This is a genomic window from Mycolicibacterium sp. TUM20985 (assembly GCF_030295745.1).
In the GTDB taxonomy this organism is placed as follows: domain Bacteria; phylum Actinomycetota; class Actinomycetes; order Mycobacteriales; family Mycobacteriaceae; genus Mycobacterium.
Genome location: NZ_AP027291.1, coordinates 3,427,368 through 3,453,062, shown reverse-complemented (window position 1 = coordinate 3,453,062; position 25,695 = coordinate 3,427,368). Strand labels below are relative to the sequence as shown.

Genomic DNA, 25,695 nt, shown 5'->3' with positions numbered 1-25,695 from the left:
AACCTGAAAGCGCTTTGCCGTCAACATCACTTGCTGAAAACGTTCTGGCCCGGCTGGCGAGACCGGCAATACCCAGACGGCACAGTCGAGTGGACCGCACCCGATGGGCAGACCCATGTCACCACCCCGGGGAGTCGGCTGCTATTCCCCGAACTCTGTCAACCCACCGCACCGGTCACCGGCGCCACCCCGCCACCGGCCAATCACGCGCCGGGACTGACCATGCCGCGGCGCAAGCGCACCCGCGCCCAAGACCGCGCCAGCCGCATCGCCCGCGAACGCGAGCACAACCGCGCGGCCGCCGAAATGCTCGATACGGGTTAGGGTTCGCCCACGGCGCGCCTGCGCTCGACCTCGATCGGCACGATGGGCGCCCGGGCCGTCGGCCCCCGGGTGATGGCGTTCAGCGTGATCTCGGGCAGGTCCACCGACGAATCGAGGGTGTCGATCCAGGCGACGGCATCGGCGACGTCGGAGGCGCGGATCGCATGCATCTCGAACGGAACATCCTGCAGCATATCGGTTTCCACGGGGCCGGGCGTGACGGTGTGCACAGTGATTCCGTCGCGATCCACCTCGCGCGCCAAAGCCCGGGCGAACGCGTTCATACCCGCCTTGGAGGCCGAGTAGGCGGTCCTCGCGGGCATCGGATCGTGTGCCGAAGACGACGAGATGAAGACGAACCGCGATCCGGCCGCCATTCTCGTCAACGCCGCGGACGACACCACGAAACAGGAGTCGAGATTGGCGGTGATGATCTCGCGCCACTGCTCGAAGGTCTGCTTGCGGACGTAGGTCCCCCCGAGGACGCCCGCCGCATGCACCACCAGATGAAGGGGCCCGGCGAACGCAACGGCCTCTCGGAAGGAATCGGGATCGGCGGCGTCCGCGACGACGAAGCGGGCACCGATCGCCTCGGCGGCGGCCCGCAGCGGGGACTCCCGCCGCGCGGTCAAGACGACGTCGTAGCCGACTTCGGCGAGCCGGCGACCGCAGGCCATGCCGATACCGCCGCTGCCACCGGTGATCAATGCGGTTCTCACGATCGCCCATCATGGTCTACTAATCCCCAGGCGGGTCCGGAAACCGAGATCGGAGTAGCCAAGTGAGCGTTCGTAGGGTGGGGGTTTGACTCATGGCGATGGTCGACCACACGGGGCTGTGCGCGGCGGACATCGACGAGTCCCTTCGGTTCTACCGCGACGGCATCGGCCTGACGGTCTTGACGGACTTCACCATGGACGCTGACCTAGAGCCACTGCTCGGACGACCGACCAGTCACGTGCGGGCGATCTTCCTCGGCTCGCTGGACAGTCCGGATGCCGGCGCCCTCGAGTTACTGGACCTTGGCGACGACGAAATACGAGGGCAACAAAGGGGATCGGGGACACCGCACCGCGGTCTGTTCCTGTTGTCCTTTCACGTCCAGGTCGCCGAAGTCCTGGCCCGACTCGCCGACCTGGGGCTCGGCGGCACACCGCGGACCATGCCATCACCGGGCGGCATCACCGCGACGGTCGTCGACCCGGATGGCGTCACCGTCGAGCTGTTGAGCAGGCCGGTACCCAAGTAGGGCGCTCGCGCCGCCTCAACGCCGTGGCGCGAACACCGTCTGCTGGCGTTCGACGCGGACTGCCACGGCCATGCCGATTTCAACCGAATCTGGTTCACAATCCACGATATTGGCAGCCAGCCGAAGATCGTCCTGCTCGGCCAGCTCGACGATCGCGATGACGTAGGGCGTCGGCAACGCGGGGTTGAAGGCGTGGTGGTTGACGGTATGGGTGAACACGGTGCCCTCGCCGGATACCGCCCGGGTGCCCAGCGCTTGGTCGCAGCGGGGACACGACGATTCGGGAGGCAGAACCCATCGCGCGCACGACACGCAGTACGGGACGTGGAGTTCACCATCGACGACACCCAGTGCGGCCACCTCACCTGACATGGGGTCACGTTACCGTCCGCTATCTTTGCGGCGACGGGGATCGCGGAATGGAGCCGAGCGTGTCGCACTTCGAGAAGGACGCGATCATCAGCGGCGTCGGCATCTCCCACATTGGCCGGCGCACCGGAATTGCCGGTCTCGAACTGACGTTGGATGCCGCCCGCGCCGCAATTGCCGACGCGGGCCTGCAGCCCGCCGACATCGACGGCATCGCCACCCTTGGCGATACCCCGCGTCAGCACGTGATCGAAGCCTTGCATCTCGACGCCGAGAACCGCAGTTCCGGTTTCGACACCGCGGGCCTGTACAGCCCGTTGATGTCAGCCTTCCTCGCCGTGTCCGAGGGCCGGTCGCGACACGTCCTGGTGTACCGCACCGTCGCGATGCTCGGCGGCTCGATGATCGATTCGTCGGCCGAGCTGCCGCCGGAGCCCAACGCGCTGACATCGCCACCCGCCGAGCCCCGGTCGCCGGGGCAGCCGCGGCGGGTGGGCGCCAACGGCGACATCGGCGAACTTCTGGCCGCGCACGCGTATTCGGCCTCCAACTGGGTGGCCATGCACTGTCGTAGACATATGGAGCTCTACGGGACCACCAAGGAGCAGCTCGGCTGGTTGGCGATCAACAGCAGGCGCAACGCCGGACTGAATCCGCTTGCAACATATCGCGATCCGATCACGATGGAGGACTACCTGGCCGCTCGGCCCATCTCGTCACCGCTGGGTCTATACGACTGCGACGTGCCGGTGGACGGTTCGATCGCCGTGGTCGTATCGCACCGCGACTACGCGGTGGATTGTCCGAATCCCGTGTCCGTCGAGGCCGTCGGCGGCGCCTACGGCACGGGCGGCTGGTTCCATCGCGACGACTTCCCGAAGATGGCGTCGACCGAGGCGGCTGTCCAGATGTGGTCGCGAACGGATCTCACTCCAACGGACCTCGACGTGGCCGAACTGTACGACGGCTTCACGTATCTCACGTTCGCGTGGCTGGAAGCCCTCGGGATCTGCGGTGACGGCGAGGCCGGCCCCTTCGTCGAAGGAGCGACGCGCATCGCGTTGGACGGCGAACTGCCACTGAACACCTATGGCGGCCAACTCTCGGCGGGCCGTATGCATGGCTACTGGGTTTTGCACGAGGCGTGTCTGCAGCTGCGCGGTCAGGCGGGGGAACGGCAACTGCGACGGCGCCCGGACACTGCGGTGGTGGCCGCGGGTGGCGGACCGATCGCGGGATGCATGCTGCTCACTCGCTGAGGGACAGCGCCGCCGCGAGATCGTCGAGGAGCTGAGAGAGCGTCTCGTCGGCGGTGGGCAGCGCCTCTATCGCCGGCCGCACCGTATCCAAGAGGTAGTCCAGTGCGGCAACCCGGCTGCCGTCGACGACCATCGGCCGCAGAATCTCCACCAGGGGACCCACATCGTGGGCGGCGTGGTCCGCGACTGTCGCGGCCAGCACGTCGACGAGCTCCCAGTCGCGGTACAGCGCCATGGAACGCTCCGAGATTCCGAAGCCGCGCACCGGTTCACCGCGCATGGTGCCCTCGAAGGTGAAGGGCCCCTCCATGTACTCCACGGGAAGCGCATGCGCGGGTGCGGCGACCAGTGGCACGCCGGTCAGTTCGAGGTCCAGCGCCCGCGACACGAACGTATGGCTATCCGGCATCCAGCGGGCCGCGACGGGTGGGCGCATCAGCTGACGTACCGACTCCGGCCAGCGCACGTAGCTGTGAGTGTGGACCTCGATGTCCTCGACGCATTCCGGTTCGCGGCCGGGCTCCGCGTACGCGACGGTGGCGCCGGTGAAGGGTCGCCTCGCGTTGCGGTCGCGCCGGTCGAACTGTCGCCAGGAGACCACGTCGGCACCGTTATCCAGGTGAATCGTGCGCCATTCGTAGGAGATTGCGCGCGGATCACCGCCGGTGCCACCGCCGCCGGCCGGTAGGGGGAACCACTGCCTGTCGATGTGTCCCGAGCTGCCCGACACCTCCTCGGTCAGGCCGCCCCACGTCAACGATCCGCTCATCACCATGCCGGTCTGGAAGTACGAGAACGTCTCAGGCTGGGCGAGGCAGGAGAACCGGCCGCGGTAGGTGTTGGCGCCCACGGGCACCGGCGCCCTCGTCGCGGACACCTCCAGCCGGAGTTCCATCGTGGCGCCGGCCTGGTCGATACCGGCCAGCCTCACGTCGTATCCGAACGGGACCAGCTGCCCGTCGGCGTCGCGCCGCGCGGTCCACGAGGACTGGCCCGCACGACTGTCGAAGCTCATGTCGAGATGACCCGTGGTCGCGGTCATCTTGTGGACGGTTCCCTCCGCCATGTTCTTCGGCGGCATGTCGTAGTCGGTGAACGTCCCGTAGTCGCCGGTATCGAGGTTGAACATGGCCATGGTGTGGAAGTCGGCCACGATGGTTCCGCCGGGGCGGTTCTGGTTGAAGATCGTCAGGAAGGCGAATCTCCGGCCGGACGTCGTGCCGGTCAGTTCACCCGCAAGGAACCAGGTATCGGACTGGCAGTGGGGATGGATGCCCTCCGCTGCGGGAAAGGTGAATTCCGGTTCACCCCGGACCAATTGGAACGGATACCGAAGCTCTGCACTGGTCGTGTCGACCACGGCTACCTGCCCTCGCAAATTGAGCGCGAAAGCCATCTGGCTATTATCACTAAATTAAACTACTACCATCGGATCCCTCGAATCCAGAGCCATCGGCGGGTTCAGCCCTCAGGCTGCGCCCGGAAGGGGAGACTCGACCCGTGCGAGAAGCCGCGACCCGACACCGTGCCAACACGGTCGCCGAGCTGGTCCGGGCGCGTGCGCACGATGACAACGTCGGCCTGTCGTACGGCGACCGCTCCTGGACGTGGCGGGAGGTGGTGGCGGAGGCCGCGGTGCGCGCCTCCTGGTTGAGCGAAGTGCTCGACCCCGCGCGACCTCCGCACGTCGGTGTGCTCCTGCCCAACACGCCGGAGTACGCGTTCCAGATGTTCGGCGCCGCGCTGGCCGGAGCGTGCGTCGTGGGACTCAATGCGACGCGTCGTGGCGCCGAACTGGCCCGCGACATCGACCACACCGCTTGCCAATTCGTGATCGCCGATGACGCCTACGCCGACCTCGTAGACGGACCGTTGCGGGTCGAGGACCAACCGTGGGTGCTGTACCGGGACGCCGTGTTACCCGATGAGGACCCGCCTGCGGAGACGCTGATGTGTCTGCTGCTGACGTCGGGCTCGACGTCGGCGCCCAAGGCGGCGAAGTGCAGCCAGGGCCGGATGGCCGGTGGCGCCATGCGCGGATTCGGGCCGGACGACACGCTCTACTGTCCCATGCCGCTGTCGCATGGCAACGCGCTCAACGCGGCGCTCTTCCCCGCGCTCGCCTGCGGGGCGAGACTGCTTCTGCGCGATCGCTTCTCGGCAAAGGCATGGCTCGACGACGTCCGGTCCCACGGGGTGACGTTCACGAACACCGTCGGAAGGGCGCTGGGCTACGTGCTGGCGACCCCGCCGACGCCCGTCGACCGCGATCACCGGCTGAAGGTGGTGCTGGCCCCCGAGGCGTCACCGCGTGACATGGCCGAGTTCAAGGAGCGGTTCGGGGTGACCGTGCTCAGCGGCTACGGCTCCAGCGAGGGCGGGATCGTGCTAGTGCCGTCCCGCAAGCCGGGCTCCCTGGGAAGAGCGACCCCGGATGCCGACGTCGCGGTGGTGGACCCTGCGGGCAGGGAATGCGAGCGCGCCCAACTCGACCCCGCCGGGAAGCTGCGCAATGCCGAAGGGGCGATCGGGGAGTTGGTGCGCCGCAACGCCGGTGGAGCATTCGAGGGTTACTGGAACAACCCCGAGGCAGACTCCGATCGGTTGCGTGACGGGTGGTTCTGGTCGGGTGACCTGGCTTACCGGGATGCCGATGACGTGTTCTGGTTCGCCGGCCGGATGGGGGACTGGTTGCGGGTGGACTCGGAGAACTTCGCGGCCTCACCCGTGGAGAGGATCGTGGGCCGCTTCGGGCCCGCGGCAGCCGTCGCGGTGGTCGGCGTACCCGATCCCGTCGCGGGCGACCAGGTCCTGGCAGTCGTCGAACTGCTCGACGGGCACACCTTCGATCCGACGGAGTTCGCCGAGTTCTTGACGACACAAACCGATCTCGGCACCAAGTGGGCGCCCCGATTCGTTCGCGTCACCGGGGCGATCCCCGTGCTGGGCAACGGCAAAGTGGACAAGCGACCGCTGCGCCGGGATGCCTGGCTGGTCGAGGACCCCGTGTGGTGGCGACCGGCCGGCTCCCGAGAATATGCGCTCATGACGCGCGCCGACCGGGATGCCTTGAGCGAAAGCTTCGCGGCCCACGGCCGGATGGCCGCCTACCCATCCGCTGACGACTGATCCGATCGCCAAACCACAGGAGGTCACGTGCCCGTCCACTACGAACTCGGAAAGCGTTCCGACGCAGCGCACGTCGTGCTGATCACGCTCGACCGCCCCGAGGCGAAGAATGCGTGCGATCTCGAGCACTTCCACCAGCTGGCTCAGGCGTGGAAGCGGTTCGAGGCCGACGATGACGCCTGGGTGGCGATCTTCACCGGCGTCGGCCGGTCGTACATGGCGGGTGCCGACCTCAAGACCTACGTCCCGGAGATCACCGCACTCTCGAAGCAGATCAAGGACGGCACCGCCACGGCCGTCGGCGGCTACTCGCTGTCCGACGGCACCGACGCGGTGCTGCGGGGCAGCAAGATCTACAAGCCGATCATCGCGGCGATCAACGGGCCGTGCGTCGCCGGCGGCATGGAGATGCTGGGTGGTGTCGACATCCGGATCGCCAGTGAGCACGCCACCTTCGGGGTGCTCGAGCCGTCGCACGGACTGTTCGCGGGCGGTGGCACCACCGTGCGCCTGCCCCGACAGATCCCGTTCGCCCACGCGATGGAGTTCCTGCTGTGCGCGGATGTCGTCGACGCCCACCGCGCCGCCGAGATGGGTCTCCTGAACGCGGTCGTCCCGGAGGACGAGCTGCTCGACGCCGCCTTCGCGTACGCCGGGCGCATCACCAAGAATGCTCCGCTGGCGATCCAGGCCACCAAACGCAGCGTGCTGGAGGGGTTGAAGCTCGACATGCGGGAGGCCTACCGCAACGAGTCCCGGATCGCGCAGGAGGTGTTTGCGACGGAGGATGCCAAGGAGGGGCCGCGGGCGTTCGCCGAGAAGCGGACACCGCAGTGGTCGGGGCGCTGACGGCTTCGATCACGCGTTGACGATCACGGTACGGATCCCGCTGCCCTCGGACAGATCGGCGAAGGCGTCGTTCACCTCGTCGAGGGTGACCCTTCGCGAGACCAGTCGGTCGAGCGGCATGCGGCCGCTGCGCCAGAGGTCTAGGAGCATCGGGAAGTCGCGCGCGGGCACCACCGATCCGTACTGACAGCCGACCAGGGTCTTGGCGTTCATGAAGAGGTCGTAGGCCGACAATGTGACGACGTCACCGGGCGCCGCGGCCCCGACCACACACGTGGTGCCACCGCGACGGGTGGCCTTGATCGCGGTCTCGATCGTTGCGCCTCGACCGACCGCTTCGAAGACGGTGTCGGCACCGCGTCGTCCCGTGACTGCTCTGACCTGCCTCGCGACGTCACCGTCGGCGGGGTCGATCAGGTGGGTCGCCCCGAAGGACGCCGCGACCTCGCGGCGGGCCGCGACGGGATCGATCGCAATGACCTCGGCCGCCCCGCGCACGACGCACGCCATCAGTGTCGCCAAGCCGACGCCGCCGAGACCGATGACGGCGACCGAGCTGCCGTGTGCGACGGGCGCAGTGTTGAACGCCGCGCCGGCTCCCGTGGCGACACCGCACCCCACCAACGAGGCCACGTCGAGCGGGATATCGTGATCGATCGGGATGACCGCTCTACCAAGGCAATTGGTGGCGGTCGCAAAGCTAGACACGCCCATCGAGGTGAACAGTGACTTACCGTCGCCGTCGGTCGCATACGGCATCGAGTAAGTGTCCGCGATCGCGTTGCGGCAGAGGTGGAACTCGCTACGGACGCAGAACCAGCAGCGCTGGCATGCCGCCGTCCAGGCGATCACGACGTGGTCGCCGGGCTCGACGTGGTGGACCTCGTCGCCGACGGCTTCGATCACCCCTGCGCCCTCGTGCCCCAGCACGCATGGCGCGCCGGCCGGCAAGGCTCCCGTCGCCATGGACAGGTCGGAATGGCAGACCCCGCTGGCGGCGATCCGCACCCGAACCTGGTCGGGCGCGATGGCGGCGAGCTCGATGTCGCCGATCTCGAGCGGCTTGCCGATCTCGCGCAGGATGGCGGCCCGTTCGCTCATGGCTGTCCTTGCTTCCGTGGTTGAATTCTACCGGTGTTCGAATATATTGGAACACCGCTCGAATCTTTGGAAGGCCAGTTTCATGTACATCTACGACCGCCTGTTTCTCGACGGCCGGTGGATGGTGCCCGCCACCAGTGACGCGTTCGACGTCCGCTCACCGCATGACGGCTCCGCGGTCGGCAGCGCGCCCATCGGCACTGCGGCCGACGTCGATGCCGCGGTCGCGGCGGCTCGCCGTGCCTTCGACGATGGGCCGTGGCCGCGCCTGACGGTCGAGGAACGCCTCACGGCCCTGCGGCCGTTCCTCGACGCGTATGCCCGACACACCGCGGAACTGGCCGCCCTGGTGACCGCCGAGATGGGTTCGCCCGCGAGCTTCGCCGAAGCCGCCCACGGGATCGGCCCACTGATGTTGATGCAGCAGACGCTCGAGTTCGCCGAGTCCTACCCGTGGACGGAGCGCCGGGGGAGCAGTGCGCTGGTCCGCGAGCCGGCGGGGGTGGTTGGGATCATCACGCCGTGGAACGTCCCGCAGGTCACGATCGCCGCCAAGCTGCTGCCTGCGCTGATCGCCGGCTGCACCGTCGTGGTCAAGCCTGCGCCGGAGACCCCGCTCGACGCGATGCTGCTCGCCGGACTGCTGGCCGAGGCCGACCTGCCGCCGGGGGTCGCCGCGGTCATCCCCGGGGCCACCGCTGCGGGACGGCGCCTCGTCGAGCACGACGGAGTCGACAGAATCGCCTTCACCGGCAGCGCCGAGGTTGGCAGGACGATCGCCGCCAGCTGCGGGCAGCGCCTTGCCCGGTGCAGTCTCGAACTGGGCGGCAAGTCCGCGGCCATCGTCTGCGAGGACGCCTCCGTCGAGCGCACGGTCGCTGGTCTAGGGTTCTCGTCGTTCCTGAACAACGGACAGGCATGCGTCGCCCAGAGCCGAATCCTTGCGCCCCGCAGCCGATACGATGAGGTGGCTGGTGCTCTGGCCCAGGCCGCCAACGCCTTCGTCGTGGGTGATCCCCGCGACGCCGGCACCGACATCGGGCCGCTGGTCTCGGCCCGCCAACGCGAGCGGGTGCGCGGCTACATCGAGCTGGGTGTCGCCGAGGGCGCCACCCTCGCCGCCGGAGGAGCGGACGCCATCGAGGGTCTCGAGAACGGCCAGTACGTCCGGCCCACGGTGTTCCGTGACGTCGACAATTCCATGCGGATCGCGCGCGAGGAGATCTTCGGTCCCGTCATCGTCGTCATCCCGTACGACGGCATCGACGACGCCGTCCGGATCGCCAACGACTCGCCCTACGGCCTCGGCGGCTCAGTGTGGACCAAGGACCGCCAGGCGGGCTTCGGCATCGCCCGTAGGGTGCGCACCGGCATGTTCGGGATCAACTCGTTCGCCCCCGAATTCGGCGTTCCCTTCGGAGGATTCAAGGCCAGCGGCATCGGCAGGGAGTACGGCCCGGAGGCGTTCGATGAGTACGTCGAGATGAAGTCGATCTATGGAGTGCCGGCATGACCGCTCCATCGCGTCGCGCGTACGGCGAATTGGACCGCGACCAGGTGGTCGCCTCGTTGCAGACGCTGGCGAGACGGGTCGGCGTGCAGCGGGTGACGATGCGCGAACTCGCGGCGGAGCTAGGTGCCGCCGTGCCGTCGGTCTACTACCACGTGCCGGGCAAACAGGCGGCCCTCGATCTGCTCGCCGAGTCCGTACTGGCGGAGATCCCCGAACCCCCGCCCGGCCCCTGGGCTCAGCGGTTAGTCGAATTATATTGCGGAGCAAGGGAAGTGTTGCTCGGCGTCTCGGGTATCGCCGGGGTGCTGCAGACCAACGGCGGTGGTGAGTCGGCCCACCGTCTCGACGGGCTCGGTCGCTCGCTCATCGCACAGTCCGGGCTGACCACCGCGAAGGCGAACGCGGCCCACGCGGTGTCGTACACCTATCTGCTGGGGTCGGTCAGCCTCGAGGAGTCGCGGCCGTCAAGAGTCCCCGCACCGACCAAACGGCAGGCGGCGTCACGGTATCGGGCGGGTCTCGCCCTCATCGTCGCTGGAATCCAGGCATCCGTGGCGGACCGATGAGCATCCCCAAACCCCCCGGCCTCGGCTCGTTGGTGACCGAACACGGCGGTGGCGCCGCGGATCTCGACGCTGCTGCGGTACTCGATCCCGATACCTACGTCGCCGGTGCCCCGTTCGCGGCACTCGCCCGGCTGCGAGCGGAATCCCCGGTGCACCCCGTGACCCTTCCCGGAATGCCCAAGGCCTGGCTGCTGACGCGCCACGCCGACGTCCGCCGGGTCAGCCGCGACACCGAGACGTTCAGCAGCGCCACGGGCAACACCTTGGTCGAGGTCGAGATGAACTCGACGTCGGCGATGCTGCCGGGCATCGACCCGCCACGGCACGTTCTCATGCGCAAGCTCATCAACCAGGGCTTCACCGTGCGCAACGTCAAACGCCTCGAGCCGCACATGCGAAAGGTGGCGCGCGACATCGTCGCCGACGTCATCGCCAAGGGAGAGTTCGACGCTGTGCCCGACATCTCCGCCGAGATGTCACTGCAGGTGATCGCCGACGTCCTCGGTGTTCCCGCCGAGGATCGGATGGACGTCTTCCGATGGAGCAACGCCATCGGGAGCCTTGGCATCGAAGACCCCGACTACGCGCCGACGCCGCAGGCGCTGGGACAAGCCGCCGCCGAGATGTTCTCCTATTGTGGGGAGTTGGTCGAGCATCGGCGCAAGTACGGCTTGACCGATGACATCTTGTCGGCACTTCTCGCCGCCGAGGTCGACGGTGAGAAGCTCAACCGCGATCAGCTCAACGAGTTCTTCATGCTTCTGGCGATTGCGGGCAACGAGACCACCCGCAACACCCTGAGCCATGGGATCCTGGCGCTCTCGCAGCATCCCGAGCAGCGTGCCCTGCTGGCGTGCGAACCGAAGGCCATCCCGGCGGCGGTGGAGGAGCTGCTGCGGTGGTCCACGCCGGTGATGCACTTCCGCCGCACCGCCACGGTCGACGTCGAGATCGGCGGGCAGCAGATCTCTGCCGGCGACTGGGTGCTGATCCACTATCTGTCCGCCAATCGGGACGAGGACGTCTTCGAACGGGCCGACGAATTCGACGTCACGCGCGCCGATGCGGGCCACGCCGCGTTCGGAGGTGGCGGGACGCACTTCTGCCTCGGCGCCCAGCTGGCCAGACTCGAATTGTCAGTACTGCTCGAGGAGCTCTATCCCGCCGTGCCCGGTCTCGCCGTGACCGCGGGACCCGACCGGTTGCGCTCGTCGTTCTTCCACGGGATCAAGCGGCTGCCCTGCACGACGGGCCGCGGCTAGTGGACGCGGGGGGCCGCGACCCCCGCGGCCTCTGCGTGATCGGCGCCTCGCAACGCACGGTACGAGATGCCGCGGCGCCGGAGCCCCTCGTCAGCTGGGCCCAGCGCGCCCGCGAGGCCGCAGCAGCGGCGGGCGTGAGTCACGTTCTGCCACAAATTGACTCGATCCAGGTCGTCTACTGCCAGAGCTGGCCCTATGACGACCCGCCGGGGCGGCTGGCTGCCGAACTCGGTGCCTCGCCGAAGCACCGGCTCTACTCCGGAATCGGCGGTACGACGCCCCAGGACCTGGTGAACCGCACGTCGCTGGCGATGCAGCGCGGCGACCTCGATCTCGCGCTCATCTGTAGCGCCGAAGCGCTGGCCACCGTGCGCGCTGCCAAGCGGCGCGGTGAACGGCTGTCGTGGAGGCACCGGAAGTCCTCGCCGTTCCCGTGGGAACCACCGCACGAAGCCGAGCTCGCACACGAGGTGATGCAGGCGTGGGAGACGTTCCCGCTGTGGGACACCGCCCGCCGGGCGCGGCTCGGACACTCGCTGGACGCCGACGCCACCGAGGCCGCGCGCGTGATGGCGGCGATGAGCGACGTGGCTGCGGCCAACCCGCACGCGTGGCGTCCGACCGCACTCGACGCCGACACGATCGCCACGCCGACGGCCGACAACCGCTACGTCGGCTGGCCCTACACCAAACACGAAGTCGCCGTGATGGACGTGGACATGTCGGCGGCGCTGCTGGTGGCCACGGCGGAGAAGGCCGACGCCCTCGGTATCGACGAGGAGCGTCGGCTGTACCTGACGGGGTGGGCATACGCGGCGGATCCGGCGAGCATCGCCGCCCGTTCGGACATGTCCCGCTCGGCGGCGATGGCCGTCGTCGGCAGGCAGGCGCTCGCGTCGGCCGGCATCGGCCTCTCCGACGTCGACGCGTTCGACTTGTACTCCTGTTTTCCGTCGTCGGTGCGCTTGGCGTGCGACGCGCTCGGGCTCGGACTCGACGACCCGCGGGGGCACACCGTCACGGGTGGACTGCCCTTCGCGGGTGGTCCGGCAAGCGGCTACCTCACCCACGCCATCGCGAGCACCTTCGACCGGATGGGTCGAGAGCCCGGGAACGCGTTGCTGACCGGGGTCGGCATGCATCTGGCCAAGCACGTGGCCGCGGTCTGGTCCAGTCGCCCGCATACGCCCGTCCTCGAGCCCGACCTGCCCGCGCTGCAGGCCGAGGTCGATGCCGCCCAGCCCCCGCAGCCACTGCTGACGGCGTGGTCAGGCCCGGGGACTGTGTGCGCCTACACAGTTGCCCACGGTCGCGACGGCGGCCCGACCCAGGGTCTGGTGGTACTCGACACCGCCGAGGGACGGGCGCTCGCCCGAGTGCGCGAACGCGACCTCCTGCTGGATGCCGAGTCGCGGGAGTTAATTTGGTCTCGAAGTGTCGGTGACCACCGACGGGCGTTGCAACGAGGCTCGCTGGTAGTTCGGAGGTCAGGAGCGCCGTGACATCGTCTGCGGCGAGTGCGCGCGAATGGGCTGATCCGACGACGGAAGGGCGTGCGTGTGGGCGTCGTTGACGTGCTTGTAGGTCAGGCGGCGCGCACGGTCCACGTCACCGTCGGCGATCGCCTCCGTCACCTTGAGGTGAGCGTTCAACGTGGCGCGCCGTTTGGCGGGCGTCGGAAAGGCGTTCTGCTCCCTGGCCTGGTTGAACCATTCACCTTCCTGACTCGCCCACAGCGCTTCGAGGCTGCCCATCACCACGACCATGGTGTGGTTACCGCAGCCGCGCGCCAGCAGGTGATGAAACTCGCCGCCGATCTCGGAGAATTTCTCGGGATCGTTCAGGTGGTCGGCCATGGCATCGTTGCTCCGGATCAGTTCGGGCACGAGGGTGATCGCCCGGTCCGGTCGCAGGGCCGCGAGCGCCGCGCAGGACGGTTCGAGCTCTCTGAGTGCGGTGCAGAGGTCTGCGATGGGGACCGAATCGCTCTGCAGCACCAACCCCAGCATGTAGGCGGCGCTGGACTTCGCGGGTGCGTGCACGACGGCCCCGCCCCTGTTGCCGCGCCGAACCGAGACCAGACCCTCGGTCTCGAGGATGCGCAACGCCTCCCGGACTGAGACCAGGCTGACGTTGAAGTGCTCGACGAGTTGCTTCTGCCCGGGTAGGAGATCGCCATCGCCGAGCCGACCGTCGACGATCTGTTGTCGCAGCTCGTCTGCCACGATCTCGGCGGTCCGGCGCGACGACAGCCGACGGTGCGCTTCGACGCCAATTCCCAGGATGGTCAAGGTAAAACCCTAACATCGACGCTCTCGCGGACAGCTCCCCTGACAAGCGGCTCAACCACCCCGCGCCTCGACCATGGCCGAACGGCTCACCTTGGTGGCGGCGGTGCGTGGGATCTCGTCGACGAACTCGACGGTCTTCGGCACCTTGTAGCGGGCGAGTCGATTCTTGGCGTAGGCGATGACGTCGCTCTCGGAGACGGCCGCGGCGTCGTCTGCCAACTGAACGACGGCATGGACGCGACGACCCCATTCGGCGTCACGCAGACCTAGCACGACGACGTCGACGATGCCGGGGTGGGCGATGAGGGCGTTCTCCACCTCCGCGGGAAAGACATTCGCACCGCCGCTGATGATCATGTCAGTGCGGCGATCCGCGATGTAGAGGTAGCCGTCCTCGTCGAGACGGCCGAGGTCACCCGCCGAGCGGAAGCCGTCGGGTGTCGGCGCGGCCGGCGCGGCCCCGCCGAGATACCGGTAGGTGTCGTTCATCGGCGCACGCAGGAAGACTTCGCCGATCTCGCCCACGGGCATCGGCTGCCCGTGTTCGTCGAGGATGCGGATCTCGGTTTCGCGGAAGCCACGGCCCACGCTGCCCGGGTGCGTCAACCATTCGTCACCGCGCAAGCTGGTCAACCCGAGGTTCTCGGTCATGCCGTAGGCCATGACCACCTTCTCTGGCCCCAGCAGCTCGAACCACCGACGGAGCTCGTCGGGGGGCATGGCGGCTGCCCCCTGCATGATCCACTCGATACTGGACAGATCGCGGTTCGATGCGCCGGGGACGGCGGCGATCCGCGCGAGCATCGTCGGCGTGGCGGTGAAGTTCGTCACGCGATGGCACTCGATTGCGTCGAGAACAGCTGTTGCGCTGAACTTCTCGAGCACCACCAGTCGGTCTCCGCCCAACAGGTATAGCAGCGGATTGAACCCGTTGGTGTGATACATCGGACCGGGCACGAGGATGGTCTGAGGCCGCGGCACCGGCGCCCAATGCGCCGCGAAGGGCTCACTGAGCGCCGCCGTCCATTCCGCGGGCCGGGTGTTGAGGATGATCTTCGGCAGGCCCGTGGAACCACTGCTGCAGATCCCGTTCTGCATTGGGGACACCGCCTCGGGCAGCGGCGCATGGGTGCGCGACATGGCATCGGCGACGAGTTCCTCGCGGTTGTCGCCATCGAGGACGACCGCCGCGCCGAGAGTCTGCAGGAGTCGGGTGCGCTCCCAGTCGGGCAGGTCCCACCGCATCGGGACGGGAACCGCGCCGATCTTCCAACAGCCCAGTGCCGCGAGGATGAACTCGACGGAGTTGGGGATGGCGATGCCGACCAGCGCGCCGAGGTGAGCTCCCCGCCCGGCGAGCATGCGGGCCCATTGATTCGCACCCCGATCCACCGCCTCGAGCGTGAAGCTGCGGTCGACGCCGGTCTCGGAGACCATCGTCAGCGCAATCAGATTCGGCTTGGCGAGAGCCAATTGGCGAAGCCGTTCGCCGAAGGGGATGCCGTCGTCGACGGTCGACGGCGTGGGTGCCGACTCGGCGAGGTCGGGTGTCATCACGGCTCCTTCGGAGGGAAGAGGCAACACGGGTGTCGATGCGTCAAGAACGGCGAGTCCGCGACATCACCTGAGCCGGCAGCGCGTGAACCCGTTGGTCGGGATCGTCGGCGACGACATAGGTCTGGGTGTCGGCAGCATGCCGCGCGGCGAGCCGACGTGCGCGCTCAACGTCCCCGGCCTCGATGGCTGCGGTGAGTTTCACGTGCGCGGCGTGGACGGTCCGACGCGCCCCCAGCGACGGGTACTCGCCTTGTGCCGCAGTCTTTTCCGCCCACTGCCGCTCATGGCTGGACCAGAGCGCCTCGAGGCTGCCCATCACCGCGGCCATCGTGTGGTTGCCGCATCCCATGGCTATCTCGTGGTGGAACTGTCGCCCGATGTCGGTGAAGCGCGACCCGTCGTCGAGATGCTGCTCGGCGAGGTCGTTGAGCGCGACGAGGACCGGCACCAGCGTGGTCGCGCGGTCCTGCCTCGTGGCCGCCATCGCGGCACAGGACGGTTCCAGTTCCTGCAGCGCCCGACCGAGATCGGTCAACCGCACGGAGTCGCTCTGCAACACGAGGCCAAGCATGTAGGCGGCCGAGGAGTTCGCCGGGGCGTGCACCACCGCTCCGCCGCGATTGCCGCGGCGCACGGATATCAGGCCTTCGGTCTCGAGGATCCGCAATGCCTCCCTCAGGGACACCAGGCTGACCTTGAACCTGTCGACCAGGATGTCTTGTCGGGGCAACAGATCACCGTCGGCGAGTTCGCCGTCGAGAATCTGCCGCCGGAGTTCCTCGGCGACGATCTCGGCCGTGCGACGTGCTGACAACCTGCGTCGAACCTCGGGCCCAATTCCGATCGCAGTCATTCGATTCCGGCAGCGAACGTGGAGAGCGACGCGGTGCTGCGCCGCAGGCGCCCATCTTGATTTGCCATTTTAGCAGCTATAGCGTCTCAGGGACCGTGTTCAGCGTCGACGGTGGAAACGGTTTTTTGGGTCGGTTGGCGACAGGATCGAATGATGGAGTGAGACATGGATATTGACGAACTGCTCTCGACGACCCGCGCGGTGCGTCGCAGGCTCGATCTCGAACGTCCCGTGGGTCGACAGGTCATTCTCGACTGTCTGGACCTGGCCTTGCAGGCGCCGACGGCGAGTAACGAGCAGACCTGGCGCTGGATGGTGGTGACGGATGCCGACAAGCGGGCCGCGATCGCCGAGGTCTACCGCAGCCTCGCGGGTGATTACATGGCGACCGCTGCAGCGAACGCCTCCGATCCGCAGACGCGTCGCGTCTACGAGAGCGCGCACGCGCTCACCTCGATACTGGCCGAAGTTCCTGTGCACGTAATTCCTTGCCTTACCCGTCGTTTCGACGATGCGCCACTGGTGGTGTCGGCCTCGGCGTGGGCATCGATCATCCCGGCAGCGTGGAGCTTCCAGCTGGCACTGCGATCGCGGGGCCTCGGTTCGGTGTGGACGACGCTGCACCTGGCCAGAGAGCGAGCCGTAGCAGACATTCTCGGCATTCCCGATTCAGTGACGCAGGCAGCATTGCTCCCCGTGGCGTACACCATCGGCACGAACTTCAAGCCGGCCGTCCGGCCGCCGTCGGCGACCGTCACGTGGTGGAACACCTGGGGAAGCAGCTGAGCACCCACGAATGGTCGTCTACTCGTTGGCGGCCATCGCGTCGGCCAGCAGCTTCGGATCGTGCGCCGAGACGATCAACAGATTGGGGTCCCGACGGGCGTACAGCTCGGCGAGGCGAGCGTGGTTGTCGCGCACGGCCTTCAGGTCGAAGGCAACCATCAGTTCGGACATCTTGAGGCCTAGTGGCACGGGCGACCGGCCGTCGAGGGTGCCCTCGTAATAGAAGGCGTCACCGCAGTGCAGCACCCAGCGGTGGCCCGCGTCGACGGCGACGCAGGCGTGTCCGCGGGTATGGCCGGGCAGCGAGACAAGCACGATGCCGGGGGAGATCGCGTCGAGTTCCTTGGCGGCCGCGAACCCGCGCCACTTCTCGCCGTTGGGGTCGTGCTCGACGATCTTGGGGCCATGCGCCCACTGCGCCGACCGGAAGCGAAACTTCTCCATCCGGGTCGGTGCCGTCATTGCGCCGAACACTTCGGCCGCGGTCACGTGAATCTGAGCCTCGGGAAAGTCGGCGATGCCGCCGATGTGGTCGATGTCGAAGTGGGTGGTGACGATGTGGCGGACGTCCTCGCGGCGAAAGCCGAGCGCCGTTACCTGATGGGCGGCCGTTTCCGCAGCGTCGAAGCGCGGCCGAATCAGGCGCCGGGCCGGGCCGATCCGGCCTGGATCTGCGCAGTCCAGCAGCCCGAACCCGGAGTCAACGAGCACGAGACCGTTCGCGGTCTCCACGAGGAGCACGTGGCAAACGATCGGCGCACCGGGAGAGTCCATGGTTCCGCAGTTGAGGTGGTGCACCTTCATCGAATCGCCCCTCCCGCCCACTTCGCGCCGCGTGGCTCCGACGAACACGCTAGCGCGCGGTCGGCGGCCGGTTCAAGGAACGTTCGGCATTGCGGTAGACCTCGCGACAGGGACTTGTCGTACCCCTCTGTGATGATGACGTCATGTCTTCGACGGCAACCTCTCTCGCTCCCTGTGAGCGGTTGGAGGTGTTGTTCGAGGAGTTGGCGGAGTTGGCCGGTCAGCGCAATGCGATCGATGGCCGGATCGTGGAGGTGGTGGCCGAGATCGACCGTGACGAGTTGTGGGGTGCCACCGGGTGCCGCTCGATTCCGGCGTTGGTGGCGTGGAAGACCGGCGTGTCCCCGGCGAACGCGGAGACCATCGCCACGGTTGCGCACCGGCTCGAGGAGTTCCCCCGCTGCGCGGCCGACATGAGAGAGGGCCGGCTGTCGCTGGATCAGGTCGGTGTCATCGCCGGGCGTGCCGGCGCGGGTTCGGATGCCCACTACGCGGAGTTGGCGGCCAGTGCCACGGTCAGCCAGCTCCGCAACGCGGTCAAGTGGGAACCCCGCCCCGAACCCGACCCCGACCCCGACCCCGACCCGGATGCCGAGCCCGAGCCTCGCCCCGAACCGCCGCGGTCGTTCAGCAAGACCGAGGACGAGGAATCCACCACGTTTCGGATCACCCTGCCCCACGCCGAGGCGGCGACGTTCGACGCGGCGGTGAACTCCCACACCGACGCCCTGATCGCCCAGTGGAAACGCGACCACCCCGACGGCGGCGGTGGGCAGTGCCCGCCGGTGCCGAGCACCATCGACGGGTTCCTGAGCCTGGTCGAGGCGGGGTGGGACGCCGACGTGGCGCGGCGCCCGCACGGGCAGCGCACCACCGTGGTGGTCCATCTGGACGTCGAGCAGCGCATCGCGGCGCTGCATCTGGGTCCGCTGCTGTCTGACGCCGACCGCCGCTACCTGACCTGTGACGCCACCTGCGAGGTCTGGTTCCAACGCCACGGCCAGCCGATCGGGGCGGGCCGGGAGACCCGGCTGATCAGCCGCCGGCTGCGTCGGGCGTTGGAGCACCGTGACCGCTGCTGCGTGGTCCCCGGCTGCGGGGCCACCCGCGGTCTGCACGCCCACCACCTTCGGCACTGGGAAGACGGCGGGCTCACCGAGCTGGCCAAGCTAAAGTGTTGCTAAACTACCCTCATGGCGAAACGGGAAACGGCTGTTCAGCGGGTCGGAGTGACCTCCGCGGCGATCTACGCCCGAATTTCGGCCGACGTGGACGGTAAGTCGTTGGGGGTGACACGGCAGCTGGAGGACTGCCGCAAACTCGCCGCGGACCGCGGCTGGCCGGTCGGTGCGGAGTACGTCGACAACGACGTGTCCGCGTATTCGGGGAAACCGCGACGCCAGTATGAGCGGATGCTCGCCGATCTGGCCTCCGGCGATCGGGACGGCGTGATCGTCTACAACCTGGACCGGCTGCACCGCCGCCCGGTGGAATTGGAAGATTTCGTCACGCTGTGCGAACGCGCCGGGGTGCGCGATGTGGCGACGGTGACCGCGGACATCGATTTGGGCAACGACGACGGGTTGTTCATGGCCCGCATCTTCGCCGCATTCGCCGCCAAGGAATCCGGCCGCAAATCCGCCCGGGTCCGCCGGAAGTTGTTGCAGAACGCCGAGAAAGGGTTGCCGCATGGCTCGGCGCGGCCGTTCGGCTACGACGACGACAAGATCACCGTGCGCCAGGATGAGGCCGCGGTCGTGCGGGAGATGGTGGAGCGCTATCTTGCTGGGGAATCGTTGCGCGGGTTGACGATCTGGCTCAACGACACCAAGGTTGCGCCGGCGATCGCCACGTCGTGGCAGACCACCGCTGTCCGCCAGATCCTCGGCTCGGGCCGGATCGCCGGGCTGCGTGAGCATCACGGGCAGGTGATCGGCCCGGCGGTGTGGCCAGCGATCATCACTCCGGCGCAACGGGATCGGGTGCTGGCCCGGATGGCGGCGCGCACCGTGACCAAGACGCGGGCACCGCGCACCTACCTGCTGTCGGGGATGTTGCGCTGCGGGCGGTGCGGCAATCGGCTGTACTCCCAAGCCCGGCATACCAATCCAACGAACAGGGTGCGCCGTTACGTCTGCCTCAAAGGCCCTGACCACGGTGGCTGCGGACGGTTGACCGTTGTCGCCCAACCCGTCGAAGACCTGCTGACCGACGCCGTGCTGGCCCGGCTGGATTCCCCGCAGCTCGCCGACGCACTGTCCGGCAGATCCACCGTTGACGCCGATGTCGCTGCCCTGTCGGCCCGGTTGGACGCCGACACCGCCCGCCTCGACGAGCTGGCGTCCCTGTATGCCGAGGGTGCGGTGTCGGCCCGAGAGTGGATCACCGCGCGGGACCCGATCACCGCCCGTATCGGTGATACGCGGCGCCAGATCGCCACCGCCACCGACACCGGCGGCCTGTACGAGCTGGCTGGCACCGGCGCGCAGCTGCGCGACCGATGGGATGACCCCGACCTCGGTCTGGACCGCCAGCACGCCATCATCAAATCCATCCTCGACCACGCCGTCATCGCCCCCGGTACCCCCGGATCGCGCAGCCTGGACATCAACCGCGTCCAACCCAGCTGGCGCATGTAACCGCGGGTCGCCGTGCCCGTCCACGTCCTCGGCGTTGAGCGTGCCTCCGAGAAGCACATCGACTGTCCGTCCGCAGCAAACGTGAGTGTGGTCACCTGACTTGGCCCCACTTTGGCCATCGTTCTTCACGAATTCTGGCCCCATCGGGGTGGTGAGCATTCGTCTCGGGTGGGGTGCGGTGTGTCGTCACCAATGTTGGCCCCACCCTCGTTCAGATCGTTCCTGTCGCCCGCCGTCCCCGGCCGTCGTCAGGGAGGTCGGTCAGGATGCGGTCACGCGTGGAACTGTTCGAGAACATCAGGAGAGACCACCGTGTTGGTGAGGTGTCGATTCGCGAGCTCGCCGATCGACACAAGACGCACCGACGAACGGTCCGCCAAGCCCTCGATGACGCGGTCCCGCCGCCGCGGAAGGTCTATCCGGTACGTCCCCGGCCGGCGATCGACGAGTGGGCGACGCTGATCGACGGCTGGCTCATCGCCGACGAGGACGCTCCGCGCAAGCAACGCCACACCGCTCGCCGGGTCTGGCAGCGTTTGGTCGCTGAGCATCAGGCCACGTGCTCGGAGGTGACGGTGTCGCGTCATGTCGCACGCCGCCGGCTGGAGTTGGGGCTGCTCCAGCAGGAGGTGTCGATTCCGCAGACACATTTGGCCGGCGCTGAGGCCGAGGTCGACTTCGGTGAGTTCTACGCCACGATCGCCGGGTTGGTGGTGAAGTGCTGGATGTTCGTGATGCGACTGTCGCACTCGGGCAAAGCGTTTCACGTCGCGTTCGGCACCCAAGCCCAGGAAGCGTTCCTGGAGGGTCACGTGCTGGCCTTCGAATACTTCGGCGGTGTGCCCGGCCGGATCCGGTACGACAACCTCAAACCCGCCGTCATCCGGGTCCTCAAGGGCCGGGACCGCACCGAATCCCAACGGTTCACCGCGCTGCGCTCCCACTACGGATTCGACTCGTTCTTCTGCCGCCCCGGCATCGAGGGTGCCCACGAGAAGGGCGGCGTGGAGGGTGAGATCGGCCGCTTCCGGCGGCGCCACCTGGTCCCCGTTCCGAAGGTCGCCTCGCTGGCAGAACTCAACGAGGTCATCGGCGCTGCTGACCTCCTCGACGACGATCGGGTGATCACCGGTCGCCCGATCACCATCGGGAGAGCGTTCGCACTGGAGTCCACCACTCTGATGGAGCTACCGGCGGAGCCGTTCGACTGCGCCCGACTGCTGAACGCCCGGGTCGACAACCGGGCCAGAGTGTCTGTGCGGCAATGCTTCTACTCCGTCCCCGCCCGCTACGCCGGGCGACGCCTCCCGGTGCGGTTGGCCGCGAGGACCGTCGAGGTCTACGACGGACCCCGACTGGTGGCCCACCACGAACGAGCGGTCGGACGCTACGTCGAGGTGCTGTGCCTGGATCACTACCTCGAGGTCCTCAAGACCAAACCCGGGGCGCTGCCCGGCGCGACCGCACTGGCCCAAGCCAAGGCCCGCGGGGTGTTCACCGCATCGCATCAAAGCTATTGGGATGCAGCTCGATCCGCCCGCGGCGACGCCAAGGGAACCCGCGCCCTGATCGCCATCCTGCTGGCACACCGCACCATGACCGCCGCCGCGCTGATCGCCGCGATGGACCGGGCCGTCGCCTCGGGATGTTTGGATCCCGAGACGGTCCTCATCGACGTCCGACGCCACACCAGTGCCCCGCTGGCACCGGTGGCCACGATCGACGGTCTGGCCCGCTACGACCGGCCACCACCCTCGCTGACCGATTACGACGACCTGCTCACCGGAAGCGACTCATGACCACCACGGCCAGCAAGACGACGACCGTCGACGCCGCCGCCCAAGCCTCCATCGGCGCCGCGGCCCGCGAGTTGCACCTGCCCACCGTGCGCGCCGAAGCGGTCCGCCTGGCCGAGATCGCCGACCGGGAACGCCACACCCATCTGCGTTACCTCGCCGAAGTCCTGGCCGCCGAGGTCGACGACCGCACCGAGCGGCGCCGCACCCGGCGAATCAACGACGCCAAATTCCCGAGGCTGAAACGGTTGGCGGAGTTCAACATCGACGCCGTCCCCGGCATCGCACCCGCCACCATCGGACAGTTGGCCGCCGGGCACTACATGGATGCCGGCGAACCGGTCGTGCTGCTCGGTGACTCCGGGACCGGCAAGTCCCACCTGCTGATCGGGTTGGGGTTGGCGGCGTGCGAGCAGGGGCGCCGGGTCCGCTACGTCACCACCGCGCAGCTGGTCAACGAGCTCGTCGAAGCCGCCGACGAGCGGGTCCTCTCCCGTGTCGTGGCCCGCTACGGGCGCCTGGACCTGCTCTGCCTCGACGAGCTCGGATACGTCCAAATCGACCCTCGCGGAGCGGAATTGCTGTTTCAAATCATCACCGAACGCGAAGAACGGGCCTCGGTCGCGATCGCCACCAACCTGCCCTTCAGCGAATGGGGCACAGTGTCTCCCGACCCCCGACTGGTCGCCGCCATCGTCGACCGCGTCACCTTCAACGCCCACATCATCGAGACCGGCACCAAGTCCTACCGACTACGCACCAGCAAGACCTCCACCCGAGCCAAGCGCGCCAGCTAGACCAGGTGGGGCCAAAATTCATGACGACGGTGGGGCCAAATCACTTGACGAAACGCACAAACGCGTGGTGAGTCACCCTGGTGTCCCTTCCGTGCCGGCCCATCGTGGTGAACGGTTCGCCGATGGCTGTCAAGGCCATGCCGCTACGCGGTCGCCCAGGGGTCGAACCTGGACAGCCATCCCCGAACCGCACACTGCGGCCACTACCCGGATGAATGCCAGGAATGAGGTCAGCGCACCCGATCGACCTACGTGGCGCCAAAGACATCGAGCTTGGTGGGTAGCTGTGTGCCGAGTCTGTCGGCGTGCGTCGTCGGTGGTGTGACCCGGGTGGTCACGTCCGCCCGTTGGGTTCAAACGGGAATCGGCTGAGGTGTCCGTCCATGGTCCTACGCTTGACGCCATGGTGACTCCTCCGCTTCCGTTCCGCTCTTCGGCGCACCGGCCGCCGCGCTGGCAAGGCTGGATACTCAACGCGCTGTACTACTTCGACCGCGCCACGATCGAGGACTGGCAGGGCCTGATGGCCAGCCACCTCCAAAGTCCCGGCGGCGCGACTCCGATGGCGACTGCCCGCTACACCGTTGCGCTCATGGGCTACGCCGAGGCCGTGAGAACCGCTGCACAAACACTTGCGGCGCATGGTCATCCCGCCGGCCGAGCTCTGCTCGCCGATGCCGCGCTGGATTTCAAGGCAGCCGAAGACCTGCTCTACCCAGCCCGCGACGCCCTGCTGGCAGCCGCCGGCGCCGATCACGTCACCGACGCCGACTAGAACTGGCTGTAGCCGTCACCGCGGCACGTCTGAAACCTTCGGGACTGCCGCAGGAACGGCGTTCGGGACTGGGCGCCCCGAGAAGTGCGACGACGTGCGCGATGACGGCAGGGTCGTTGATGGTGAGCGGCACGTGTTGGCTCTGACACGACGCGGTGAGCCAGGCGAGGAATTCCTCGTGGCCGTAGGGCCGAGCGGATGACGCGGACTGCGGTGAGGCGCACTGCGGGACAGCGGTTTCCTCGGTGTAGACGGAGGTCACGGCAGGCCGTCCGATGGTTCAGGCGGGTGGTGGGCCCGCCGGGCATCCCGGGCGGTGTGGCGGCCTTCGATGGCACGGTGGGCGGCCGAGGTGAGCAGGGCCAGGTCGCCGAGGGTTCGATGCCCTGCCGATGGTTCGAACGTCCACTCGACGTCACCGGAGGATTGCCTGGCCCCGGGCTTCGAATAGTGCTCTCCAACAGAGTGTTTGAGTGATTGTTGGTGCGTCCAGGCGGCGCGGTGGGCGCGCAGCGCGCCCATGGTGGTGGAGAACTGGCGGGACTTGGTGGTGATGTGCCCGCGGTAGCCCAGGGTGTGCAACCACCGGATCATGTCGGGGAATCCGTGCTCGGCGAGGACGGTGATGGTGCTCAGGATGGCCCGCACGTGCGGCGTGACCTCGAGGGTGGGGATGGCCAGCGGAGAGATTCGGCGGACGGCGACACCGAATTCGGCGACCGATTTCGTGACGTATTTGGCTAGGTATCCGGCTATCGTGCGGCCCGACCGGACTCCGCGCGTGAGGTCGTCGTGGTCCGCGGGTCCGGCGGTGGTGAGCGGTTGGGCGTCGATCTGGGTGCCGAATCGCAGCGTCCGGTCGCCGGTGTCGGTCGCGGCCTCGGGGTTGGCGACGGTCAGGGTGACATTGCGCGCGGCGTCCAGCACCAGGCCGGCCAGCTCGGGAGCCGCGACGCCGGCGGTGGGCGGCAGGGGCGACTGTCCGGGTTCGGTGGGTCCGTCGAGGCGGATCACGGCGTGCAGGTGTGGGATGGCGCGGCGCTGCATTTCGGTGACCTTGACGAAGCTGATGCGCACGGCATCGGGGGTGACTCCGGCGTCCTGCAAGCTGCGGCGCAGCGCGCGGCGCACGGTGATGGTGAAGCGGCGCCACAGTTCGGGCAGGTGCCAGCTGAAGAGCACGTGGCCGGTGTAGTCGTAGCAGCGCTCGCACAGCGGTTGCCCAACCAGCGGATCGTCGGCACCGTGTGTTTGGTTGCAGGACAACGGGCTACCGTGTGGACAGCGCGTCTCACCGCTGCGGGGGTACTCATGGCAGCGTGCGCCCCGGTGCCCGGCTCCCCGAGGGGCGGTGTGTACCGGACCGTAGCTGGGGGCGGTCAACGTGACGAAGACCTGGGGGTGGTCGGCGACGGTGGCGGCGATCGTGTGGTGGCCGCCGGTGATGCCGGCGTGCACGAGTTGCCAGGTGTCGCGGGCGTAGAGATCGGAACACGACGGGCACACCACCGCGCGGCGGTTGTTGCATCGCGTCCACACCCTGATCGCGCCGTGGTGGTCGCTGCCGGTCAGCTGGACTGGGTTGGCGCAGAATCCCGCCGTCTTGGCGCGGTGCCACCAGCGTTCGAACCCGGGTGAGGCTGCCCGGCGCACCATTTGCGCGAGCACATGGGCGTGATCGACGGTCGAGGGAACGCCCGGAAACATGTCAGAGTTCAGGGCCATGTCGCCACTGGTCGAGCCCAGGAAAGGGAGCGTCCTCGCCGTGATCGCCAC

At 67.9% G+C, this 25,695-nt stretch carries 23 protein-coding genes and 1 pseudogene; 15 read left to right on the top strand and 9 right to left on the bottom strand.

Translation table 11 applies throughout. From position 1 onward, the window contains the following. Positions 1-30 precede the first annotated feature (30 nt). On the top strand, positions 31-324 hold the full coding sequence (locus QUE68_RS16900) for a hypothetical protein (protein ID WP_286274167.1): 294 nt from the start codon (positions 31-33) through the stop codon (positions 322-324). Here the strand turns inward: QUE68_RS16900 and QUE68_RS16895 are convergent. Next, positions 321-1,043: an SDR family NAD(P)-dependent oxidoreductase gene (locus tag QUE68_RS16895; RefSeq protein WP_284235766.1), complete on the bottom strand. Its 723-nt coding sequence runs from the start codon at positions 1,041-1,043 to the stop codon at positions 321-323. The two genes, QUE68_RS16900 and QUE68_RS16895, sit on opposite strands and share 4 nt — an antisense overlap. A gap of 92 nt (positions 1,044-1,135) precedes the next feature. Between QUE68_RS16895 and QUE68_RS16890 the strand changes: the two genes are divergently transcribed. Further along, on the top strand, positions 1,136-1,573 hold the full coding sequence (locus tag QUE68_RS16890) for a VOC family protein (RefSeq protein WP_284235767.1): 438 nt from the start codon (positions 1,136-1,138) through the stop codon (positions 1,571-1,573). 15 nt (positions 1,574-1,588) lie between these two features. On the opposite strand, the gene QUE68_RS16885 is transcribed toward QUE68_RS16890, so the two are convergent. Then, complete coding sequence (locus tag QUE68_RS16885; protein WP_286274166.1) at positions 1,589-1,945, bottom strand: Zn-ribbon domain-containing OB-fold protein; 357 nt, start codon at positions 1,943-1,945, stop codon at positions 1,589-1,591. A 59-nt stretch (positions 1,946-2,004) separates the two neighbouring features. Between QUE68_RS16885 and QUE68_RS16880 the strand changes: the two genes are divergently transcribed. Then, on the top strand, positions 2,005-3,201 hold the full coding sequence (locus QUE68_RS16880; RefSeq protein WP_284227237.1) for a thiolase family protein: 1,197 nt from the start codon (positions 2,005-2,007) through the stop codon (positions 3,199-3,201). Here QUE68_RS16880 and QUE68_RS16875 read toward each other — a convergent pair. Beyond that, complete coding sequence (locus QUE68_RS16875; RefSeq protein ID WP_286274165.1) at positions 3,191-4,597, bottom strand: secreted hydrolase; 1,407 nt, start codon at positions 4,595-4,597, stop codon at positions 3,191-3,193. The two genes, QUE68_RS16880 and QUE68_RS16875, sit on opposite strands and share 11 nt — an antisense overlap. Positions 4,598-4,701: 104 nt before the next feature. On the opposite strand from QUE68_RS16875, the gene QUE68_RS16870 reads away from it, so the two are divergent. Together QUE68_RS16870 and QUE68_RS16865 are read left to right on the top strand one after the other, a co-directional pair. Beyond that, positions 4,702-6,330 carry an AMP-binding protein gene (locus tag QUE68_RS16870; RefSeq protein ID WP_284227234.1) on the top strand — a complete coding sequence of 543 codons (1,629 nt, stop codon included), beginning with the start codon at positions 4,702-4,704 and terminating at the stop codon, positions 6,328-6,330. 27 nt (positions 6,331-6,357) lie between these two features. Then, on the top strand, positions 6,358-7,179 hold the full coding sequence (locus tag QUE68_RS16865) for an enoyl-CoA hydratase-related protein (RefSeq protein ID WP_284235771.1): 822 nt from the start codon (positions 6,358-6,360) through the stop codon (positions 7,177-7,179). A 9-nt stretch (positions 7,180-7,188) separates the two neighbouring features. On the opposite strand, the gene QUE68_RS16860 is transcribed toward QUE68_RS16865, so the two are convergent. Next, the gene (locus QUE68_RS16860; RefSeq protein ID WP_286274164.1) at positions 7,189-8,280 is read right to left on the bottom strand and encodes a Zn-dependent alcohol dehydrogenase; all 1,092 of its coding nucleotides are present in this window, start codon (positions 8,278-8,280) and stop codon (positions 7,189-7,191) included. Positions 8,281-8,362: 82 nt separating this feature from the next. Between QUE68_RS16860 and QUE68_RS16855 the strand changes: the two genes are divergently transcribed. The 4 genes from QUE68_RS16855 to QUE68_RS16840 are packed head-to-tail and all read left to right on the top strand — an operon-like array spanning position 8,363 to position 13,123. Next, positions 8,363-9,793, top strand: coding sequence for an aldehyde dehydrogenase (locus QUE68_RS16855; RefSeq protein ID WP_284227230.1), 1,431 nt, complete (start codon positions 8,363-8,365; stop codon positions 9,791-9,793). After that, positions 9,790-10,359: a TetR family transcriptional regulator gene (locus tag QUE68_RS16850; protein WP_284227229.1), complete on the top strand. Its 570-nt coding sequence runs from the start codon at positions 9,790-9,792 to the stop codon at positions 10,357-10,359. Before QUE68_RS16855 ends, QUE68_RS16850 begins: the two co-directional genes overlap by 4 nt. Next, complete coding sequence (locus QUE68_RS16845; RefSeq protein ID WP_284227228.1) at positions 10,356-11,621, top strand: cytochrome P450; 1,266 nt, start codon at positions 10,356-10,358, stop codon at positions 11,619-11,621. The genes QUE68_RS16850 and QUE68_RS16845 overlap by 4 nt, the downstream gene beginning before the upstream one ends. Continuing rightward, a complete protein-coding gene (locus tag QUE68_RS16840; protein ID WP_286274163.1) occupies positions 11,621-13,123 on the top strand; it encodes an acetyl-CoA synthetase in 1,503 nt (500 codons plus the stop codon). Before QUE68_RS16845 ends, QUE68_RS16840 begins: the two co-directional genes overlap by 1 nt. Here QUE68_RS16840 and QUE68_RS16835 read toward each other — a convergent pair. From QUE68_RS16835 to QUE68_RS16825, 3 genes are read right to left on the bottom strand one after another with little or no spacing between them, the layout of a single operon-like run. Further along, positions 13,109-13,912 carry a FadR/GntR family transcriptional regulator gene (locus QUE68_RS16835; protein ID WP_284227225.1) on the bottom strand — a complete coding sequence of 268 codons (804 nt, stop codon included), beginning with the start codon at positions 13,910-13,912 and terminating at the stop codon, positions 13,109-13,111. The genes QUE68_RS16840 and QUE68_RS16835 overlap by 15 nt on opposite strands. A 51-nt stretch (positions 13,913-13,963) precedes the next feature. Then, the gene (locus QUE68_RS16830; RefSeq protein WP_284227224.1) at positions 13,964-15,466 is read right to left on the bottom strand and encodes a class I adenylate-forming enzyme family protein; all 1,503 of its coding nucleotides are present in this window, start codon (positions 15,464-15,466) and stop codon (positions 13,964-13,966) included. A gap of 43 nt (positions 15,467-15,509) precedes the next feature. Further along, positions 15,510-16,322 (bottom strand): FadR/GntR family transcriptional regulator, encoded by an 813-nt coding sequence (locus QUE68_RS16825; RefSeq protein ID WP_284227223.1) that lies wholly within the window; start codon positions 16,320-16,322, stop codon positions 15,510-15,512. A 165-nt stretch (positions 16,323-16,487) separates the two neighbouring features. On the opposite strand from QUE68_RS16825, the gene QUE68_RS16820 reads away from it, so the two are divergent. Next, positions 16,488-17,108: a nitroreductase family protein gene (locus QUE68_RS16820; RefSeq protein ID WP_284227222.1), complete on the top strand. Its 621-nt coding sequence runs from the start codon at positions 16,488-16,490 to the stop codon at positions 17,106-17,108. Positions 17,109-17,126: 18 nt separating this feature from the next. On the opposite strand, the gene QUE68_RS16815 is transcribed toward QUE68_RS16820, so the two are convergent. Continuing rightward, the gene (locus tag QUE68_RS16815) at positions 17,127-17,912 is read right to left on the bottom strand and encodes an MBL fold metallo-hydrolase (RefSeq protein ID WP_284227221.1); all 786 of its coding nucleotides are present in this window, start codon (positions 17,910-17,912) and stop codon (positions 17,127-17,129) included. Positions 17,913-18,055: 143 nt separating this feature from the next. On the opposite strand from QUE68_RS16815, the pseudogene QUE68_RS16810 reads away from it, so the two are divergent. The 5 genes and pseudogenes from QUE68_RS16810 to QUE68_RS16790 form a co-directional block, all read left to right on the top strand. Next, positions 18,056-19,084 (top strand): annotated as a pseudogene (locus QUE68_RS16810) (HNH endonuclease signature motif containing protein); the annotation flags it as partial. Between the two features lie 21 nt (positions 19,085-19,105). Then, entirely contained in the window at positions 19,106-20,551 is a 1,446-nt protein-coding gene (locus QUE68_RS16805; RefSeq protein ID WP_286274162.1) for a recombinase family protein, read from the top strand. Positions 20,552-20,817: 266 nt separating this feature from the next. Beyond that, positions 20,818-22,350 carry an IS21 family transposase gene (gene istA, locus QUE68_RS16800; protein ID WP_286274161.1) on the top strand — a complete coding sequence of 511 codons (1,533 nt, stop codon included), beginning with the start codon at positions 20,818-20,820 and terminating at the stop codon, positions 22,348-22,350. Continuing rightward, positions 22,347-23,144, top strand: coding sequence for an IS21-like element helper ATPase IstB (istB, locus tag QUE68_RS16795; RefSeq protein WP_286274160.1), 798 nt, complete (start codon positions 22,347-22,349; stop codon positions 23,142-23,144). The genes istA and istB overlap by 4 nt, the downstream gene beginning before the upstream one ends. 403 nt (positions 23,145-23,547) lie before the next feature. Continuing rightward, complete coding sequence (locus QUE68_RS16790) at positions 23,548-23,919, top strand: hypothetical protein (protein ID WP_284229847.1); 372 nt, start codon at positions 23,548-23,550, stop codon at positions 23,917-23,919. A 258-nt stretch (positions 23,920-24,177) separates the two neighbouring features. Here the strand turns inward: QUE68_RS16790 and QUE68_RS16785 are convergent, their stop codons facing one another. Then, a complete protein-coding gene (locus QUE68_RS16785; protein ID WP_284229846.1) occupies positions 24,178-25,644 on the bottom strand; it encodes a replication initiator in 1,467 nt (488 codons plus the stop codon). Positions 25,645-25,695 lie beyond the last annotated feature (51 nt).

What these genes read in the sequence shown, in the direction of transcription:
- QUE68_RS16890 (WP_284235767.1), top strand. Translation starts at nt 1,136, where the DNA reads ATGGCGATGGTCGACCACACGGGGCTGTGCGCGGCGGACATCGACGAG.
- QUE68_RS16885 (WP_286274166.1), bottom strand. Translation starts at nt 1,945, where the DNA reads ATGTCAGGTGAGGTGGCCGCACTGGGTGTCGTCGATGGTGAACTCCAC.
- QUE68_RS16875 (WP_286274165.1), bottom strand. Translation starts at nt 4,597, where the DNA reads ATGGCTTTCGCGCTCAATTTGCGAGGGCAGGTAGCCGTGGTCGACACG.
- QUE68_RS16860 (WP_286274164.1), bottom strand. Translation starts at nt 8,280, where the DNA reads ATGAGCGAACGGGCCGCCATCCTGCGCGAGATCGGCAAGCCGCTCGAG.
- QUE68_RS16855 (WP_284227230.1), top strand. Translation starts at nt 8,363, where the DNA reads ATGTACATCTACGACCGCCTGTTTCTCGACGGCCGGTGGATGGTGCCC.
- QUE68_RS16850 (WP_284227229.1), top strand. Translation starts at nt 9,790, where the DNA reads ATGACCGCTCCATCGCGTCGCGCGTACGGCGAATTGGACCGCGACCAG.
- QUE68_RS16845 (WP_284227228.1), top strand. Translation starts at nt 10,356, where the DNA reads ATGAGCATCCCCAAACCCCCCGGCCTCGGCTCGTTGGTGACCGAACAC.
- QUE68_RS16830 (WP_284227224.1), bottom strand. Translation starts at nt 15,466, where the DNA reads ATGACACCCGACCTCGCCGAGTCGGCACCCACGCCGTCGACCGTCGAC.
- QUE68_RS16825 (WP_284227223.1), bottom strand. Translation starts at nt 16,322, where the DNA reads ATGACTGCGATCGGAATTGGGCCCGAGGTTCGACGCAGGTTGTCAGCA.
- QUE68_RS16820 (WP_284227222.1), top strand. Translation starts at nt 16,488, where the DNA reads ATGGATATTGACGAACTGCTCTCGACGACCCGCGCGGTGCGTCGCAGG.
- QUE68_RS16815 (WP_284227221.1), bottom strand. Translation starts at nt 17,912, where the DNA reads ATGAAGGTGCACCACCTCAACTGCGGAACCATGGACTCTCCCGGTGCG.
- QUE68_RS16805 (WP_286274162.1), top strand. Translation starts at nt 19,106, where the DNA reads ATGGCGAAACGGGAAACGGCTGTTCAGCGGGTCGGAGTGACCTCCGCG.
- istA (WP_286274161.1), top strand. Translation starts at nt 20,818, where the DNA reads ATGCGGTCACGCGTGGAACTGTTCGAGAACATCAGGAGAGACCACCGT.
- istB (WP_286274160.1), top strand. Translation starts at nt 22,347, where the DNA reads ATGACCACCACGGCCAGCAAGACGACGACCGTCGACGCCGCCGCCCAA.
- QUE68_RS16790 (WP_284229847.1), top strand. Translation starts at nt 23,548, where the DNA reads ATGGTGACTCCTCCGCTTCCGTTCCGCTCTTCGGCGCACCGGCCGCCG.
- QUE68_RS16785 (WP_284229846.1), bottom strand. Translation starts at nt 25,644, where the DNA reads ATGGCCCTGAACTCTGACATGTTTCCGGGCGTTCCCTCGACCGTCGAT.